At 62.8% G+C, this 17,482-nt stretch carries 17 protein-coding genes, 1 tRNA gene and 1 pseudogene; 10 read left to right on the plus strand and 9 right to left on the minus strand.

The genetic code is table 11. The annotated features are described in order from the left end of the window. Positions 1-8: 8 nt before the first annotated feature. The 3 genes from JM946_RS27025 to JM946_RS27035 all read left to right on the plus strand — a co-directional run bounded on the left by JM946_RS27025 (position 9) and on the right by JM946_RS27035 (position 2,742). Complete coding sequence (locus tag JM946_RS27025) at positions 9-857, plus strand: carbon-nitrogen hydrolase family protein (RefSeq protein WP_203170751.1); 849 nt, start codon at positions 9-11, stop codon at positions 855-857. Between the two features lie 53 nt (positions 858-910). Then, entirely contained in the window at positions 911-2,419 is a 1,509-nt protein-coding gene (gene tldD / locus JM946_RS27030) for a metalloprotease TldD (RefSeq protein WP_203170562.1), read from the plus strand. A 95-nt stretch (positions 2,420-2,514) separates the two neighbouring features. Continuing rightward, on the plus strand, positions 2,515-2,742 hold the full coding sequence (locus JM946_RS27035) for a hypothetical protein (RefSeq protein WP_203170563.1): 228 nt from the start codon (positions 2,515-2,517) through the stop codon (positions 2,740-2,742). A 379-nt stretch (positions 2,743-3,121) separates the two neighbouring features. Here the strand turns inward: JM946_RS27035 and JM946_RS27040 are convergent, their stop codons facing one another. The 4 genes from JM946_RS27040 to yjgA form a co-directional block, all read right to left on the minus strand. Continuing rightward, positions 3,122-4,513, minus strand: coding sequence for an AAA family ATPase (locus JM946_RS27040; RefSeq protein WP_203170564.1), 1,392 nt, complete (start codon positions 4,511-4,513; stop codon positions 3,122-3,124). A gap of 143 nt (positions 4,514-4,656) precedes the next feature. Beyond that, the gene (locus JM946_RS27045) at positions 4,657-5,739 is read right to left on the minus strand and encodes a 5-(carboxyamino)imidazole ribonucleotide synthase (RefSeq protein WP_203170565.1); all 1,083 of its coding nucleotides are present in this window, start codon (positions 5,737-5,739) and stop codon (positions 4,657-4,659) included. Then, complete coding sequence (gene purE, locus JM946_RS27050; protein ID WP_203170566.1) at positions 5,736-6,242, minus strand: 5-(carboxyamino)imidazole ribonucleotide mutase; 507 nt, start codon at positions 6,240-6,242, stop codon at positions 5,736-5,738. Before purE ends, JM946_RS27045 begins: the two co-directional genes overlap by 4 nt. 14 nt (positions 6,243-6,256) lie before the next feature. Further along, positions 6,257-6,781: a ribosome biogenesis factor YjgA gene (gene yjgA / locus JM946_RS27055; protein WP_203170567.1), complete on the minus strand. Its 525-nt coding sequence runs from the start codon at positions 6,779-6,781 to the stop codon at positions 6,257-6,259. Positions 6,782-6,861: 80 nt separating this feature from the next. Between yjgA and pmbA the strand changes: the two genes are divergently transcribed. After that, positions 6,862-8,220 (plus strand): metalloprotease PmbA, encoded by a 1,359-nt coding sequence (gene pmbA, locus JM946_RS27060; protein WP_203170568.1) that lies wholly within the window; start codon positions 6,862-6,864, stop codon positions 8,218-8,220. 15 nt (positions 8,221-8,235) lie between these two features. Here the strand turns inward: pmbA and JM946_RS27065 are convergent, their stop codons facing one another. Further along, positions 8,236-9,639, minus strand: a complete 1,404-nt coding sequence (locus tag JM946_RS27065) for a YihY/virulence factor BrkB family protein (protein ID WP_203170569.1) — start codon at positions 9,637-9,639, stop codon at positions 8,236-8,238. Between the two features lie 27 nt (positions 9,640-9,666). Between JM946_RS27065 and JM946_RS27070 the strand changes: the two genes are divergently transcribed. Continuing rightward, a complete protein-coding gene (locus JM946_RS27070) occupies positions 9,667-10,491 on the plus strand; it encodes a cobalamin-binding protein (protein WP_203170570.1) in 825 nt (274 codons plus the stop codon). Here the strand turns inward: JM946_RS27070 and JM946_RS27075 are convergent. Beyond that, positions 10,451-11,443 carry a sensor histidine kinase gene (locus JM946_RS27075; protein ID WP_203170571.1) on the minus strand — a complete coding sequence of 331 codons (993 nt, stop codon included), beginning with the start codon at positions 11,441-11,443 and terminating at the stop codon, positions 10,451-10,453. The two genes, JM946_RS27070 and JM946_RS27075, sit on opposite strands and share 41 nt — an antisense overlap. A gap of 32 nt (positions 11,444-11,475) precedes the next feature. Next, complete coding sequence (locus tag JM946_RS27080; protein WP_322110988.1) at positions 11,476-12,369, minus strand: phosphoribosylaminoimidazolesuccinocarboxamide synthase; 894 nt, start codon at positions 12,367-12,369, stop codon at positions 11,476-11,478. Between the two features lie 174 nt (positions 12,370-12,543). Between JM946_RS27080 and djlA the strand changes: the two genes are divergently transcribed. Continuing rightward, positions 12,544-13,383, plus strand: a complete 840-nt coding sequence (djlA, locus tag JM946_RS27085; RefSeq protein WP_203170572.1) for a co-chaperone DjlA — start codon at positions 12,544-12,546, stop codon at positions 13,381-13,383. Between the two features lie 18 nt (positions 13,384-13,401). Continuing rightward, positions 13,402-14,085, plus strand: coding sequence for a ribulose-phosphate 3-epimerase (gene rpe / locus JM946_RS27090; RefSeq protein ID WP_203170573.1), 684 nt, complete (start codon positions 13,402-13,404; stop codon positions 14,083-14,085). Positions 14,086-14,327: 242 nt separating this feature from the next. On the opposite strand, the pseudogene crp reads toward rpe, so the two are convergent. Continuing rightward, positions 14,328-14,963, minus strand: a pseudogene (gene crp / locus JM946_RS27095) (cAMP-activated global transcriptional regulator CRP); the annotation flags it as partial. A gap of 187 nt (positions 14,964-15,150) precedes the next feature. Next, complete coding sequence (coq7, locus tag JM946_RS27100) at positions 15,151-15,780, minus strand: 2-polyprenyl-3-methyl-6-methoxy-1,4-benzoquinone monooxygenase (protein WP_407700607.1); 630 nt, start codon at positions 15,778-15,780, stop codon at positions 15,151-15,153. Between the two features lie 248 nt (positions 15,781-16,028). Between coq7 and rplM the strand changes: the two genes are divergently transcribed. From rplM to JM946_RS27115, 3 genes are all read left to right on the plus strand, one after another. Continuing rightward, positions 16,029-16,457: a 50S ribosomal protein L13 gene (rplM, locus tag JM946_RS27105; RefSeq protein ID WP_203170576.1), complete on the plus strand. Its 429-nt coding sequence runs from the start codon at positions 16,029-16,031 to the stop codon at positions 16,455-16,457. A gap of 23 nt (positions 16,458-16,480) precedes the next feature. Continuing rightward, entirely contained in the window at positions 16,481-16,873 is a 393-nt protein-coding gene (gene rpsI / locus JM946_RS27110; protein ID WP_203170577.1) for a 30S ribosomal protein S9, read from the plus strand. 9 nt (positions 16,874-16,882) lie between these two features. Continuing rightward, positions 16,883-16,956, plus strand: a tRNA-Gln gene (locus JM946_RS27115). Positions 16,957-17,482 lie beyond the last annotated feature (526 nt).

Raw genomic sequence — 17,482 nt, forward strand, 5'->3', positions numbered from 1 at the left:
GGGTGACGATTTCTCGAGTCGCTGTACTGCAAATGACCTCGGCGCCGGAGGTCGAAGCGAATCTCGCCACTGCGCGCGTCTTGTTGGAGCGCGCACACGCTGAAGGCGCGACGCTGGCGGCGCTGCCTGAAAACTTCGCCATCATGGGGCGCAAGGAGAGCGACAAAGGGGCGGTCGCCGAAAATCCCGGCGAGGGCCCCATACAAGCGTTCCTCGGCCACTGTGCGCGCGAGCTCGGCTTGTGGATCATCGGCGGCACCATTCCAATTCGCGTCGAGGCTGAGCCTCAGCGCGTGGCCTCTGCGTCGCTGGTGTTCGATGAGCGCGGACGCTGTGTCGCTCGCTACGACAAGATTCATTTGTTCGACGTCGACGTCCCCGATCGCGACGGCCAGGCGCGCAATGAACGCTATAGGGAATCTGCTACTGTCGCTCCAGGCAGTCAGCCCTGCGTCGTGCCCACGCCTTTCGGCAGTATCGGCATGGCGATCTGTTACGACGTGCGCTTTCCCGAGCTGTTCCGCGTCTTGCAGCAGCAAGGGGCGGAAATCCTTAGCCTGCCTTCAGCGTTTACCGCACCCACGGGTAAGGCTCATTGGGAGTTGTTGGTGCGGGCGCGCGCAGTCGAGAATCTGTGCTACGTCCTGGCCCCAGCTCAGAGCGGTATTCATCCGAACGGACGGGAGACCTGGGGAGACTCGCTGATCGTGGATCCGTGGGGCCAGGTCGTCTCCCGCGTCGCCGAGGCCGGGCCCGGGCTTGCAGTGGCGGAAATCGACCGCACTGTGCAACAAGAACTGCGCGCACGGTTCCCGGCGCTGTCGCACCGGCGTTTTTCCATCGTGCCGCCCGTCTGAACGGCATAATGTCGTTATCGGACAGTCAAGACCTCCAGGAAGTCTCGCGCCCCATGAGCACCACGCCCGTTTCCGTCGTCCACAATCGCTTGCACCTCGAGTTGCCCAAGGCGTTCAACGCATCGCAGCCGCTGGAAGTCGCGCGTCAGGCCATTCTCGCGCCCTCCGGGCTGGACGAGGATCGCATCGCCAGCGTGCTCGGCAGCGTCATGGGCTACAGCGTCGACTACGCCGATTTGTATTTTCAGCTGAGCCGCGAGGAGTCGTGGTCGCTGGAGGATGGCATCGTCAAAGACGGCTCGCACAGCATCGAACAGGGCGTGGGGGTGCGTGCGTTGGCGGGCGAGAAGACCGGCTTCGCTTATTCGGACGAGATCGTGCTGCCGGCGCTGACCGAAGCTTCTCTGGCCGCTCGCGCGATTGCCCGCAGCGGTTCCAACAAGAGCATGCAGGCGTGGCGCTCGACCGCGGGTCATCAGTTGTATCTGCCGATGGATCCGCTGGAAGGTCTGAAGGACACGGACAAGGTGCAACTGCTCGAGCGCATCGATCGCGAAGCGCGCCGCCTGAATTCGTGCGTGACGCAAGTGATGGCGAGTCTGTCGGGCTCGCACGAAGTCGTGCTCGTGATGGCGAGCGACGGCACTGTCGCCGCGGACGTTCGGCCGCTGGTGCGAATGAATGTTTCTGTGATCGTCGAGAAAGATGGCCGGCGCGAGCAGGGTTATGCCGGCACCGGCGGCCGCTATGGCTTCGCGAAGTTTCTCGAGAACGATCGTTGGAAAGAGCTGGTGCACGAAGCGGTGCGCGGCGCGCTGGTCAATCTCGAAGCCGTCGCGGCGCCGGCCGGCACGATGACGGTCGTGCTAGGGCCGGGCTGGCCCGGCGTGCTGTTGCATGAAGCCGTGGGGCACGGATTGGAGGGCGACTTCAATCGCAAGGGCACTTCGGCGTTCTCCGGGCGTATCGGCGAACAGGTGGCGTCCGAGCTTTGCACCATCGTCGACGACGGCACGCTCGGCTCACGTCGCGGCTCGCTGAACATCGACGATGAAGGCGTGCCCACTCAATGCACGACGCTGATCGAGAACGGCATCCTGCGCGGATATATGCAAGACAAGCTGAACGCTCGACTCATGGGCGTTGCGCCGACGGGCAACGGCCGGCGCGAATCGTTCGCGCACATGACCATGCCACGCATGACCAATACATACATGCTCGCGGGGAAACACGATCCGCAGGAAATCATCGGGTCGGTGCAGAAGGGTCTGTACTGCCGCAACTTCGGTGGCGGTCAGGTGGATATCACTTCCGGCAAGTTCGTGTTCTCGGCCAGCGAGGCTTATCTGATCGAAAACGGCAAGTTGGGCGCGCCGGTGCGCGGCGCCACGCTGATCGGCAATGGCCCGGAAGTCATGCGGCGCGTGTCCATGGTCGGCAACGATCTGAAGCTGGATGAAGGCGTGGGGACGTGCGGCAAGGAAGGGCAGGATGTGCCGGTGGGCGTCGGCCAGCCGACCCTGCGCATCGATGGCCTCACGGTGGGCGGCACCGCCGCCTGACCCGATCGATTGCCGCCGTCCTGGCGGCGATCCCGGTATCCGCAAGCCGCGCCGCGCTGCTACGATTGCGCGGTCGCGGCTGCCGATTTTTTCCTATGTGGATTTCCCGTCCGATCTACGAGCTGCTGCCCTACCTGTACATGCTGGTGGGAGTCACGCTGCTGGCCGCCGCCTGGCTGGTCGACGCCGAGACCTGGCCCAGTGTGTTTTTCACGGTGGGCGCACTGAGCCTCATTGGAGGGCTGGTGTTGTGGCTGCGCCGGAAGGACTACCGGACCAAGCAGGCGGAGTACGACAGTCGCTCGCTCGACGACAAGGTCTGAGTTTCGATTCTCTCGTTGGCCAGTCGGATCCCACCCAAAGCCCTCCCCGCTGGGGAGGGGCAATAAAAACTTTTTAACCCCAACCCCTCCTCGCTGGGGAGGGGCTATGAAACTTCTTAACCCCAACCCCTCCCCGATGGGGAGGGGCTATAAAACTTTTTAACGTCAACCCCTCCCGATGGGGAGGGGCTATAAAAACTTTTAACCTCAACCCCTCCCCGATGGGGAGGGGCTAGAAAAACTTTCGAACAACTAGAAAGATATTTTTTCGAGCAGGAACCCGCAGCCGCATGAATTCATAAAGCGGCGGCGCTTCGCTCGGAGGGCAAAAGGTACTTGTTGAATTCTGAGCCCCTCCTCGTTGGGGAGGGGTGGGGACTCAGCGGCCCGAGCCGAGCTCGTTGGCCTGACGGTCTTCCTCGTGATCTTCTTCGTGCTCGTCCCGCTCTTCGAGCGGGGCGCCGTCGTCCTGGGCGAGCGTGGCGGCGTGGCCGCGGTCGGGGCCGTCGTGCATGAGCTGCACTTCATCGTCCACCTCGTGGAACGCGGTGCGGCTGCGATTGGTGCGCTCGTCGAAATACATGATCTCGTGCTGGCCGATCTGCACCACGTCGCCGTCGTTCAACATGCGGCGGCGGACGCGCTTGGAGCGCACGTAGATCCCATTGGTGCTGTTCAAGTCTTCCAGCACCGATGTATGAATCGAAGTGATGATCTGCGCGTGATGACGGCTGATGTATTTGCTGTCGATCTGCAGATCGTTGTCCGGCGTGCGGCCGATGATGAAACGGCCCGGCGTGAGCTCGCGCTCGGCGATGGTCTGGCCGTTGAAGCCGACCAGGATGCGACCGAGCACGATGCGGCGTTCGTTGGCCGGTTCGGCGCCGTTGCCGCTGTGCATGCCGCCGTTCATGCTGCCCGGCGCGCCATGCAACGCCTGCAGTTTCACCGAGCGCTCGGCATATTCCACCCACTGCAACTCTTCGATCGCCGCTTTCACATCGTCCACCGTCACGGTGGGACGATCCTGCGCGAACGACGCCATCATGGCGGTGTCGGCAAGCGTGTTCACCAGGCGCGGCACGCCGCCGGTGTAGCGATAGATCAGCGGAAATGTTTCGGGATCGAAAATCTGCCGACCCTGCGAGCCCGCCACTTCCAGACGGTGCTGGATATATGCAGACATGTCCGTCTTGGACAACGCGGTGAGATGGAAGCGCAGGCGGATACGCTGCGCCAGCTGCACCAGCCCCGGCGCATTGAGCTTGTCGTTCAGCTCCGGCTGGCCGGCCAGGATGATGCGCAAGACCTTCTCTTTCGTGGTCTCCACGCCCGACAGCAGACGGATCTCTTCCAGCACTTTGTTTGACAGATTCTGGGCTTCATCGACGATCAGCAACACGCGCCGGCCGTTGGCGTATTGCTCCACCAGAAACTCGTTCAGCGTCGCCAGCAGCTCGGCCTTTTTCATCTTGAACGGCGAAAAACCGAACTGCACCAGCACGCTCTGCAGGAATTCGATGGCGGTGACCTGGGTCTGGTTGATCTGCGCCACCACCACGTCCTTCTCGAGTTCCTTCAGGAAGGTTTCGATCAGGGTGGTTTTGCCCGAGCCGATTTCTCCGGTGATCACCACGAAGCCGTCGGTGAACCAGATGGTGGATTCCATGTACGCCTTGGCGCGCGCATGGTGCTTGGACAGGTACAGGAACTGCGGGTCCGGGGTCAGCCGGAACGGCAGCTCATGCAGCTTGAACAGTTCGAGATACATGCTTGAGGGATCTGTTCCTGTGGCGGCGGGCCCGGGTGGCTACAGGGGAGGGCCGGGCAAGTTTACGAAGAACCGTACCCGGACACAAAAAACCATGGTCGATTAACCAGAATACGGCGCCCAGCTGGCCGGATCCCGCCGAGTTACATCTTCAGCCGGAGCAACTGCTGCAATGCCCGATCTCTGGCGGCCGGTGATGGAGCGTTGATGGTGCAATGTCCGAGCTTGCGGTTGGGCCGCGGTTCTTTACCGTAGCTATGAAAGTGTACGCCCGACACCCGCAGAATGTTCCCGAGCTCCGGGATGGTGCCGATGAAGTTCATCATGGCCGAGTGGCCATGGGCTTGGGTGCTGCCGAGCGGCAGGCCCAGAATGGCGCGCACGTGATTTTCGAACTGGCTGGTGTGCGCGCCCTCGATGGTCCAGTGCCCCGAGTTGTGAACCCGCGGCGCCATCTCGTTGGCGATCAGCTTGCCGCCCTTGACGAAGAATTCGATGGTGAGCACGCCGGCGTAGTCCAGATGTTTCAACAGGCGGCGCATGTATGTTTCCGCCTGCTTCTGCAGTGGCGCATTCCGGTACGGCGCGGTGGAATAACGCAGAATGCCCTGCGAATGCGTGTTCGCCGACAACGGATAAAACAATGTTTCTCCCGTCGTGCTGCGCACGCCGATGATGGAGACCTCGCGCGAGAAATCCACGAAACCTTCGTAGATCAGCGGCACGGAGCCGAGTGCATCCCAGGCCGCTTCGAGGTCGGCGGGCTTGCGCAGATAGAACTGGCCGCGACCGTCGTAACCGAGGCGGCGCGTCTTGAGCACGCCCGGCAAACCGATTTTTTCCACCGCCGCCTGCAGGTCCTCGAGCGAGTCGACCGCGGCGAACGGCGGCGTCGGAATCTTCAGCTGCTGAAACAATGTTTTTTCATGCAGCCGATCCTGCGAGGCGCCGAGCGCCTTGACCGGCGGCAGGAAAGGTTTCTGGCTCGCGATCGACTCGACCGCGGCCACCGGCACATTCTCGACGTCGAAGGTGACGACATCCACCTGGTTCGCCAGTTCCTGCAGCTTGGCGGGATCGTCGAATGCGCCAGGCACGATCCGGCCCACCTGGCCGCCGGGCGCCTCGCTGCTCTGATCCAGGAACACGAAACGCAAACCCAGCGGATAACCCGCCAGGGCCAGCATGCGTCCCAGCTGGCCCGCACCGATGATGCCGATTTTCATGGACGAGGAATGGGAGCGACGGACGGGTCGGGATTGGCGAGCACGGTGGCGGTCTGGTCGGCCCGGAACTTGTCGAGCGCGGCGCGCACCGGCTCGTATTTGTTGGCCAGAATCGAAGCGGCGAACAGTGCGGCGTTGGTCGCGCCGGCCTGCCCGATGGCCAGGGTGCCGACCGGGATGCCCGCCGGCATCTGCACGATGGACAGCAGCGAGTCGATGCCGCTGAGCATTTTCGACTGCACCGGCACGCCGAGCACCGGCAGGCTGGTTTTGGCGGCCGTCATGCCTGGCAGGTGAGCTGCGCCACCGGCGCCGGCGATGATCACTTCGAGGCCGCGCTCTCGCGCCTTTTCGGCGTATTCGAACAGCAGATCCGGTGTGCGATGGGCGGAAACCACGCGCGTCTCGAACGCGATGCCGAGCCGCTGCAGGGTGTCCGCGGCGGGCTGCAAAGTCTCCCAATCGGACTTCGAGCCCATGATGATGCCAACTAACGGTTTCATAAGGGGCGATTGTATCAGGGGGCGCGTGACAGGGCGTCGCGCAACAGGCGAAACAGCTCGCGCCCGGCGGGTGTGACTTTTTCCTTCGAGGTCTGCTGCTCCTTGCGAGCCCGCTCGGTCAGCTTGCCCACGGCGGTGCTGTCGATCTGCGGGAATTCCGTTCTGAACGCGGCGACGCCCTCCGGACCTTCGCGCAGCAGCCGGTCGCGCCATTGCTCCACACGGTGAAAGCGGATGGCTTCGACGCGCTCGCGGTCGCGCCTGGCTTCCAATGCAGCCCGGATCGGCTCGGCGTCGATCTTGCGCATCAACTTGCCGATGTACTGCTTCTGCCGGTACAGGCCGCCGTGCGCTGTAATCTTGCGCGCCAGCAGCACGGCGTCGCGCAGCTGTTCGGGGAGCGGCAGAGCGTCCAATTCGCTGTCCGACAGCTCGATCAGCGCCTCGCCCAGCGCCTGCAGGTCGTCGCTGCGACGCTTGCGCTCGCTCTTGCTGGGGCGCTCGTCGAAGGAGCCGTGGTCGTCGGCGTCGTCGGTCATGTCAGGACAGGACTGGTACGGGGGCGCAAGGATGCGTGCATGGCCGCCGGCACGCAAGGGCGCTACTGTACAATCCAGCGATGGCCCAAGTTCCCAATACCACCTCCAACCAGCTCAGCCACTCGCAACAGGACCTGCAGGACCTGGTTGCCCTTGCCATCGAGGAGGGGCGGCGTCTGGGCGCCACCGAATCCGAAGTCGGCATCAGCGTCGATACCGGGCTGTCGGTGACCGCGCGGCTGGGCGAAGTCGAGACGCTCGAATATCAGCGCGATCGTGGCATGGGCATCACCGTGTATCGCGGCAAGCGCAAAGGCACCGCGAGCACGGCCGATCTGCGGCCGCAGGCCATTCGTGAGACTGTCGCCAAGGCGTTCAGCATCGCAGGCTTCACGGCCGAGGATGAGTGCGCCGGGCTGCCCGATCCGGAAGATCTGGCCAAGGAATTTCCCGATCTGGATTTGTCACATCCCTGGGACATTGAGCCGGACGCGGCGCGCGACCTGGCCGTGGCTTGCGAAGCGGCGGCGCTCCAGGCCGACAAGCGCATTGGCAACTCCGAAGGCGCCACGCTGTCGAGTCACCGCGGCTTGCGCGTGTTCGGCAACTCGCTCGGGTTTCTCGGCGGCTTTCCCAGCACCATTCATAGTTTGAGTTGCGTCGTCGTCGCTCAGGAAAACGGCGAGATGCAGCGTGACTATTGGTACAGCTCGGTGCGCGACTGGCGCGAGATGGAAGATGGCGAAGCCATCGGTAAACAAGCCGCAGCGCGCGCTTTGCGTCGTTTGAACGCCAAGAAGCTGCCGACCGTGACCGCCCCCGTGCTGTTCGTTCCTGAACTGGCGCGCGGTTTGATGGGGCATTTCCTCGGCGCGATCCGTGGCGGCAGTCAGTATCGTCGTGCTTCGTTCCTGCTCGACGCTGCCGGCCAGCAGATCTTTCCAACCTGGCTGCAGATTTCGGAGCGGCCGCATATTCCCAAGGCGCTCGCCAGCTCGCCGTTCGATAGTGAAGGTGTGGTCACACGCGATCGCGAGTTGATCAAGGACGGCGTGCTCACGGGTTATGTGCTCAGCACTTACTCGGCGCGCAAGCTCGGTTTGCACACCACTGGCAACGCCGGTGGCGTGCACAACCTCATCGTGTCGTCCGGTCCGGATGACTTCAACGCGCTGCTGAAGAAGATGCATCGCGGCCTGATGGTGACCGAATTGATGGGGCAAGGCATCAACGGCGTGACTGGCGATTACTCGCGCGGCGCGGCGGGATTCTGGGTCGAGAATGGCGAGATTCAATATCCGGTGAACGAGATCACCATCGCCGGCAACTTGAAGGACATGTATCGCGAGATCGTCGCCGTCGGCAGCGACGTCGACAAGCGCGGCGGTATCCGCACTGGCTCGGTGTTGCTGGAGAGGATGACGATCGCTGGCGAGTGATGCCACCGAGCGGCGTCACCCTCTCGACGCCGTATTGCTTTCGATCGCTCGCGGCGTGGGCACGACGTGGCTGTGTTGCGCCTCTTCGACGAGCTCGGCCATCGTCTTGCCCTTCAGGCTGTTCTGCAACGCATGTTCAGCCGTGCGAGCGGCTTCGACCGCAGGTGCGATATCTCTAACCTTGCCGAGGCGCGGTCCCGCCGTATCGTGGCGCACGGCATCCAGCACGTCGATCAGTTCGATCGCGTGAGGATCGCGCGCCGGCACCCAGGTGTCGTCTTCCGCCAGTAACAGCAGCTTGCGTTTCTCCAGCGCGTCCATGATGGGAGTGAGCGCGGCGCCGGGCAGATCCAGATGTTCGGCAAGTCGATTCACTGTCCAGCGATGTTGCGCCGAGCGGTAGTCGTTCACGATGAGATACATGATGGACAGCGCGACGCGCTCGCGCATGCTGGAATTCAAGCTGATCAGGCCGCGACCCGGACGCAGGTACTGCGGGTTCTGTACATAAAAGGCGAGCTGTGCGCCGAGTAACAGAATCAGCCAGGAGACATACAGCCAGATCAACGCCACGATCACGATGGCGAATCCGGCATAGATGACCGCGGTCGTGGTCGCACCGGAAACGAAGCGCGCCATCACCATGCCGCTGAACGCCCAGGCCGCGCCGGCCGAGACGCCGCCGATCAGCGCGGCTCGCAATCGCACCGAGGTGTTCGGCACGAAGCCATACATGAATGTGAATACGCCCGACACCAGCAGGTAGGGAGTGATCTTGCCCAGCACCAGCAGCACGGTATCGAACGGGCGATACTCCGAAAGCGTCTGTACGAAGCTGGTGCTGGCGAGCGTCGCGATCAATCCCAGCGCCGCCACGATGACGGTGGGACCCACCACCATGACGCTCAAATATTCGCTGAAGCGACGGCCAAAGCTGCGCGGCTGTTCCACGCGCCACACGAAGTTGAAGCTTTCCTCGACCTTCTGCACCGTCGAGATCAAGGTGTACAGCAGGAACATCAAGCCGATGGAGCCCAGCACGCCGCCGCGGACGTTGTCGACGAAGCCCATCACCTGCGAGGTGACTTCATAGGCGCGGTCGCCGAGCGGCTCCAGGAAGCTGTACAGTACCGGCTCGAGCTCGCGGTGGTAGCCCAGGCCTTTGAGCACCGAGAAGGACAGGGCGATGATGGGCACGATCGACAGCAGCGTCGTGTACACCAGGCTCATGGCCCGCAGGGTGAGCTCGCCACGAGTGATATCGCGGATCAATGCGTACGGATAGCGCAGGATGCGTGTGAGCTTCCACAGCGGCCGGCCGATGATGGATTCCGGCGGCTCGAACAGCCAGCATTCAAGGCGTGATAACAGCGGTGCGATCATCTCGAGCAGCGTGACATGCGTCCGCTGTGGCGGCAAGTTTCAGCTGATTGCAATTGTTCAGTCATGAATTACACCTCGGGCAACTTCCCCTCCCGCATCGTCTGCCTCACCGAGGAGACCACCGAGACCCTGTATCTGCTGGAAGAAGACTGGCGCATCGTCGGCATTTCGGGCTTCACGGTGCGGCCGGCGCGCGCCCGGCGTGAAAAGCCCAAGGTCTCGGCGTTCACCAGCGCCAAAGTCGATCGGATTCGCGAGCTGGAGCCGGATCTGGTGCTGGGTTTTTCGGACCTGCAGGCCGACATCGCCTCGGATCTGGTGCGGCACGGCCTGAACGTGCACATCTTCAATCACCGTGACATCCCCGGCATCTTCGGCATGATCAGTATGCTGGGCGGCATGATCGGCTGTGAGGCCAAGGCGGCGCAGTTGTGCGCCAGGCTGGCCGAGAACATCGAAACGATTCGGGCGTCAGCGGCGCAATTCGAAGCGCGGCCGCGAGTGTACTTCGAGGAATGGGACGAACCGATGATCTCGGGCATCCGCTGGGTTTCGGAGCTGATCGCGGTCGCCGGCGGGGACGATTGTTTCGATGACCACTCGCGTCAATCGCTGGCCAAGAATCGCATCGTCGCCGATCCCCTCGAGGTGGTGCGTCGTGCGCCCGATATCATTCTGGGTTCGTGGTGCGGCAAGAAGTTTCGGCCCGCGTCAGTTGCGGCGCGCGCCGGTTGGAGCGAAGTGCCCGCGGTCGCGACTGGCCAACTGCACGAGATCAAATCGTCCATCATCTTGCAGCCGGGGCCGGCGGCGCTCACCGACGGCGTGAGCGAAATTCACCAGATCTTCAAGGCGTGGCAGCAGACCCCAGCGGCGCGCCGACCGTGAAATAAAACGTGGCGCCGGCATCGACCTGCGCCTCGGCCCAGACACGCCCATTGTGACGCGCAAGGATTCGCTGCGCGGTGACCAGTCCGATGCCGCTGCCCTGAAACTCCGCCTCCGGATGCAGTCGCTGAAACGGCACGAACAGCTTGTTCGCATACGCCATGTCGAAGCCGACGCCGTTATCACGCACGAAGTAGATGGGACCGCCGGTGACACCAGTTTGCACGCCGACGGACACGGCGGGCTTCGCGGCGCGGATGGTGTATTTCCAGGCGTTGCCGAGCAAACAATCCATCGCCATGCGCAACAGGCGCGCATCGCCTTCGACATGCAGGTTCGGTGCGACATCGAATTCGACTGCGTGGCCCGGGAATTTCTCTCGCAGAGCCGCGCCGGCATCCAGGCAGAGCTGCGTGAGATTCACAGGCCGAACCACCATGTCCGCCGTGGTGATGCGTGACAAGCTGAGCAGCGCCTCGATCAGCCCGGACATTCGCTGACTCGCGTCATGAATGCGCCGCAGGTAGTGCAGTTGTTTCTCGTCGAGTCGGTCGGTCGCTGTTTCCTGCAGGATCTGGCTGAACCCGGACAGGCTGCGCAGCGGCGCGCGCAGATCGTGAGAGACCGCGTAAGCAAACGATTCGAGCTCGCGATTGGCGGCTTGCAGCTGGCGCGTGCGCTCGGCGACGCGCTTTTCCAATTCCGCGTTCATCTGCTGCACTTCCCGCTGAGAATCTAGCAGTGCGGATACGGCCGCATCGTCGCGGCGCTTATGTCGCCGTAGCAGGATGTAGAGCAGGATGGCCGAGCCGAGAATCGCCAGCCAGCCCTTGCTGGTCTGCAGGAGCTGCAAAGTGCGCGGCTCCAGGTCCAGCCATTCCAGCCAGCGGTCGGTGAGGAAGATCCAGAGCACCCCGGCCGCCAGATAGATCAATGCGATCGTTCTTGGCATGCGACTTATGCGTTGGCCGGGTTGCAGCGGGTTCAAGTGGTGAGACGGCGCTCCGCCTCGGCGTATTTTTCCGCAGTCTTCTGCACGACCTCGTCCGGCAGGTTCGGGCCGGGCGCGCGCTTGTCCCACGTCAACGTTTCGAGATAGTCGCGCACGAACTGCTTGTCGAAGCTCGGCGGGCTGCTGCCGGGACGGTAGGTGTCGGTCGGCCAGAAGCGCGAAGAATCGGGCGTCAATGCTTCGTCGATCAAGGTCAGATGCCCGGCGTCGTCGACGCCGAACTCGAACTTGGTGTCGGCGATGATGATGCCGCGCGTGCGCGCGTATTCCGCGGCGAATTGATACAGCGCGAGCGCAGTCGCACGCACTTGCTCCGCCAGGCCGCGACCGATCAGTGCGACGGTGCGCTCGAAGTCGATGTTCTCGTCGTGTTCGCCGAGCTCCGCCTTGGTGGCGGGCGTGTACAGCGGTTCGCTCAGGCGATCCGCCTGGCGCAGCCCGGGCGGCAGCTCGATGCCGCACACCTTGCCGGTCTGCTGGTAATCCTTCCAACCCGAGCCGATCAGATAGCCGCGCACCACCGCTTCGATGGGCAGCGCCTTGAGCCGCTGCACGATCATGCTGCGATCGGCGATGGCCGCACGCTCGGCGGGGTCTTTGACCACGCTCTGCAGCGGAATGTCGAGGATGTGATTGGGCACAATGTGCTTGGTGCGATCGAACCAGAACCGTGAAATGCGGGTCAGCACCGCGCCCTTGCCCGGGATCGGGTTGGGCAGCACCACGTCGAAGGCGCTCAGCCGGTCGGTGGTGACGATCAGCATCGAGCGCTCGTCGATAGCGTAGACGTCGCGAACCTTGCCCTGGTGGATGCGCGTCAGACCGCTGAGGCGCGACTCGAGCAGGGGCGGGGAGGGCTGAGTCACAATGGGCTTACTCGATGGTATGGATGTGCGGAAATTCTGTTAACGCGGCCCGACAAATGGTGACGGCGGGCGGGCCTGCTACCATTGTCGGACGGCTAAACTGCCAGTGCGAAAACATAAACTGATAGTTTAGGTGCGAATTGTCGCAGCGGGTGACGAGGGCTTCAAGCGTCGATGTATTGGCAGGGTAAAGCACTGGGAGCGCTGATCGGCGGGGTGACCGCGGGTCCGTTCGGCGCATTGTTCGGCACCTTCATCGGACACCTGTTCGATGTGCAGGCCGAAAGCGGTCTGGTGGGGCGCCTCGGCGGTGGCAACGACGCCAACGATGCCGACGATGCGGACGCTGGCCCCACGACATCGATAGGCGTGCAGGAAGCGTTTTTCCGCGCCACGTTCCAAGTGATGGGCCACATCGCCAAGGCCGACGGGCGCGTCTCCGAAAATGATATCCGCGCCGCGCGCGCCATCATGACCGAGTTTCAACTCGGCGAACGCGAAGTGCAGTTCGCTATCGATCTGTTCACTCAAGGCAAGGAGCGCGAGTTTCCTCTGGAAGGAACGCTGCGTCGGCTGCGCCGACTCTTGAGCGAGCGCCCCGAGTTGCTGCGCATGTTCGTACAGATCCAGCTGCAGACGGCGTTGTGGAGCGGCAGCTTCACGTCGGACGCGCGCCAGGTGATGGCGCGCGTGGCGAATTCCTTGGGGCTCTCGCCGTACGAGCTGGTGCAGATGGAGGCGCTTCTGCGGATGCAGCAGTCGTCTCGTCAACCGCCCGAGCAACAGTCTCGCAGAGTCGATAAAGTGGCTCAGGCTTATGAAGTGCTCGGCATCACGAGCAGCGCCTCCGACGCGGAAGTCACCAAGGCGTATCGTCGCCTGATGAATCAGAATCACCCCGACAAGCTGGTCGCGCGCGGCCTGCCCGAGTCGATGATGAAAGTCGCCGAGGAAAAAACCCGGCAAGTGCGCGCGGCCTATGAAGTGCTGCGTGAAGCGCGCGCGATGCGATAGTTAGCGAGGTTTCCGCCCATGCAACCCCAGAATCCACCGTGGATCGCTCCATCGATTCTTTCCGCCGACTTCGCGCGCCTGGGCGAAGAAGTGAAGGCCGTACTCGACGCCGGCGCCGACACCATCCATTTCGACGTGATGGACAACCATTACGTGCCCAATCTCACCATTGGGCCGTTGGTGTGCGAGGCGCTGCGCAAGCACGGCATCACCGCGCCCATCGACGTGCATTTGATGGTGAAGCCGGTGGATCGCATCGTTCCGGATTTCGCCGCGGCGGGCGCGAGCTGGATCAGCTTCCATCCGGAAGCCACCGAGCATGTCGATCGCACCATCGGTTTGATTCGCGAACACGGCTGCCATCCGGGCATCGTGCTCAATCCGGCGACGCCGCTGAACGTGCTCGATTACGTGCTCGACAAGGTCGACATGGTGTTGCTCATGTCGGTGAACCCGGGATTCGGCGGCCAGAAGTTCATTCCCTCGGCGCTGTCCAAGTTGAAAAAGACTCGCGAAATGATCGCGGCCAGCGGACGTGATATTCGCCTGCAGATCGACGGCGGAGTGAAGGTCGACAACATCGGCGAGATCGCCGCGGCCGGCGCCGATACGTTTGTCGCGGGCTCGGCCATTTTCGGCTCGAAGGACTATCGCAAGACCATCGCCGACATGAAGGCGGCGATCGCCGCCGCAACGAAGTGACCAATGACTACTGACTGATGACTGGTCAGAAACAGAAAGGGCCGCTGCGCGGCCCTCCGGATTCTTGCTCTGACCAGTCAGTAGTCACCAGTCAGTAGTCACCTCTATTCTTCGTCTTCGTCGTCGAAATCGTCGTCATCATCATCGTCGTCATCGCGACGATTGGCTGGCGACGTGGCGGCCGTAGCGGCGCCAGCACGACCCGCGGCCGCTGCCAGCGGGGGCTTGGTCTTCATCTTGGGACGAGCGCCGAACACCACGATGGTCTTGCCGGTGGCGCGCAGCAGGCCTTGATCTTCCAGCACCTTCAGCACGCGGCCCGCCATTTCTCGCGAGCAACCCACCAGGCGCGACAGCTCCTGACGGCTGACCTTGATCTGCATGCCTTCGGGATGGGTCATCGCATCCGGCTCGCTGCACAGATCCATGATGGCGTGCGCCACACGGCCCGTGACATCGACGAACGCGAGATCGCCGAGCTTGCGATTGGTGCGATCCAGACGCGTGGCCAGCTGAGTGGCCAGCTCGAACACCAGGCCCGGGCTTTCGGCCGCGAGCTGGCGGAAGCGGGGATAGGTCATTTCAGCGAGTTCGCACTGCTGGCGCGTGCGCACCCAGGCGCTGCGCGTGGGCTGTTCGTAGAACAGGCCCATTTCGCCGAAGAACTGACCTTTGTTGAGGTAGGCGAGCACCATCTCGTTGCCTTCCTCGTCTTCGATCATCACTTCCACCGAGCCGCTGACGATGTAATAGAGCACATCGGGCAGATCGCCGGCGTGGATGACGACGGTCTTGGACGGCACCGTGCGAATCCGGCAGTAACTCAAAAACCGGTTGATCGCCGGAATGTCGCTCAATGGCCTTGCGCCCTCTTCCATACCCCGCCCCTATGCGCCTTGTGCTTGTAACTAAATGACTCTAGGTGGATGACTTGACGACAATATGTCTTGCCGCGCCTTTTAATACAGTATGACCCAATACCGCAAGCTTTTCCTTGCACGGCAAATCTTTACGTCGACTATTTGACGGTGTACCCCACAGTCGTTCAGGACTCGGGGACACTACTCACAGCCAATACGCAGTGCGCGTCATCACTTTGGCGGTCAGCTTCATCAATGCTCGCACCGGCTTCGGTAACTCACGGCCGCCTGCCTGAATGGCATTGCGACCATGACGCTCTTCGTCGGCGCTCATCTGCTGGATGATGGCTCGAGTGCGCACATCGTCGGCCGGCAGCCGCTGCAGGTGTCCGTCCAGATGCTCGACCACCTGGCGCTCGGTCTCGGCCACGAAGCCAAGACTGATGCGATCGCCCGCCAGCCCGGCGAGGGCGCCGATGCTGAACGAGCCCGCATACCACAGCGGATTGAGCACGCTGGTGCGGCCGCCCAACTCTCGAATGCGTTCGGCACACCAGGCCAGATGGTCGGTCTCTTCGCGCGCCGCTTCCATCAGTGAAGCCCTGGTTGCAGCAGTCTGCGAAACGAAGGCCTGCCCCTGGTAGAGCGCTTGAGCGGCCACTTCGCCGGAGTGATTGACCCGCATCAGCCCGGCGGCATGCCTGCGGGCGGCCGGGTTGTCGGCGATCTGGGGTGTTTCGGGCAGGCTTTCGGCCGGATTCGGCCGGGCCGCGACATGGCTCGCGAACAGGGTGCGGAGGGTCTGATCGGCCGGGACCAGCAGGCGATCGAGCAGGGTATAGCGGCGGCCGCCGCCCTCATCGGCAGAGTGCGAAGTCGTGGTCGTCATGGCGGGATTCATTATATATGTCCGGGCCGCGCCGGCCCGGCCTGGGGCAATCTGGCCCGGCCGGTGGGCGCTCCTTCCAGAATCCCCAGAATCCGCTAGTTACTGCGTTTGCAATGGCTCCAATCGTCCATTAGACTTGCCGGCCTTTTCGCCCCCTGGGTGGCAGGGCGCAACAAGTTTTCCCGGAGATTTCAATGAGTACCGTCTTCGCCAATGCGCAAACGGTCCGCCGCGACTGGTACGTGATCGACGCGACGGGCAAGACCCTGGGCCGTCTGGCCTCGGCGGTCGCCACGCGTCTGCGCGGCAAGCACAAGGCGGCTTACACCCCGAACTGCGACACCGGCGATCACATCGTGATCCTCAACGCCGGCAAGATCCGCGTGACGGGCCGCAAGCTGACGGACAAGTTCTACCATCACCACACCGGCTACATGGGTAACTTGAAGAGCACCAGCCTGGAAAAGCTGCTCGACAAGCACCCCGAGCGCGCCATCGAGTTCGCCGTGAAGGGCATGCTTCCGAAGAACCCGCTGGGTCGGAAGATGTTCAAGAAGCTGCATGTGTTCGCGGGCGACAAGCATCCGCACACCGCGCAGCAGCCGAAGGCGCTCGAGATTTAATCTCTTAAGGTACGCATTCAGACATGGCCATTTCCACCAACTACGGCACCGGCCGCCGCAAGACCTCCACCGCCCGGGTGTTCCTGCGCAAGGGCACCGGCAACATCCGCGTGAACGATCGCACGCTCGATGAGTTCTTCGGCCGCAAGACCGCGCGCATGATCGTGCGTCAGCCGCTGGAAGCCGTGAACCTGGACAACACCTTCGACGTCGAAGTGACGGTGAAGGGCGGCGGCACCACCGGCCAGGCCGGCGCCATCCGCCACGGTCTGACCCGTGCGTTGATCGAGTACGACGAGACCTTGCGCAAGCCGCTGCGCGATGCGGGTTATGTGACCCGCGACGCCCGCGAAGTCGAGCGTAAGAAGGTCGGCTTCCGGAAGGCGCGTCGCGGTACGCAGTTCTCGAAGCGATAATCCTGCTCCTGGGGGATCGTCTAGCGGTAGGACTACGGACTCTGACTCCGTCAACCTAGGTTCGAATCCTAGTCCCCCAACCAAACTCGGACAGGCCCACTTCGGTGGGCCTGTTTGTTTTTGGGGCCTGCGTTTCGATTTGAAGAGCTTCGTCTTCGGTCTCGGTGGCGGGCAGCGCCTGGGAGGAGGTCAGTCCTCCCGGCACCGCTGCACTCGCCGCGCCCGCTATCGCGGCCGCATTGCTTGTACCTCCATGTAGCGCCAATGGGTCAACGTCCCTGTTGATCCCGGAGAACATACCTCCCCAGCCGCAGCCTGCAGCTTTGCTTTGGCAGCCCGGCTTTTCGAAGTGGTGTGCTGCGGCGTTCGATGTTCAACGCAGCCGCTGAATTAAAAGAATGAGCTCGTCTGCTTGCTCGGAATGGAAGAGAGCGCCGGCTGGATTAGCCGATGTGCTCTGAGCTTTCGGAGCACCGGGCCGGTATCAAGAGCTGTTTTTGCTCCGGACTTTCAGACACTGCGGTGGTATCGAGGCTGATGTTGAGCTTTCAGGCATTGCGGCGGTATCGACAACCGCTCTTGGTCTGAGCTTTCGAACTACACAGCGGC

The sequence above is a fragment of the Steroidobacter gossypii genome, assembly GCF_016801985.1.
Taxonomy (GTDB): Bacteria; Pseudomonadota; Gammaproteobacteria; order Steroidobacterales; family Steroidobacteraceae; genus Steroidobacter; species Steroidobacter gossypii.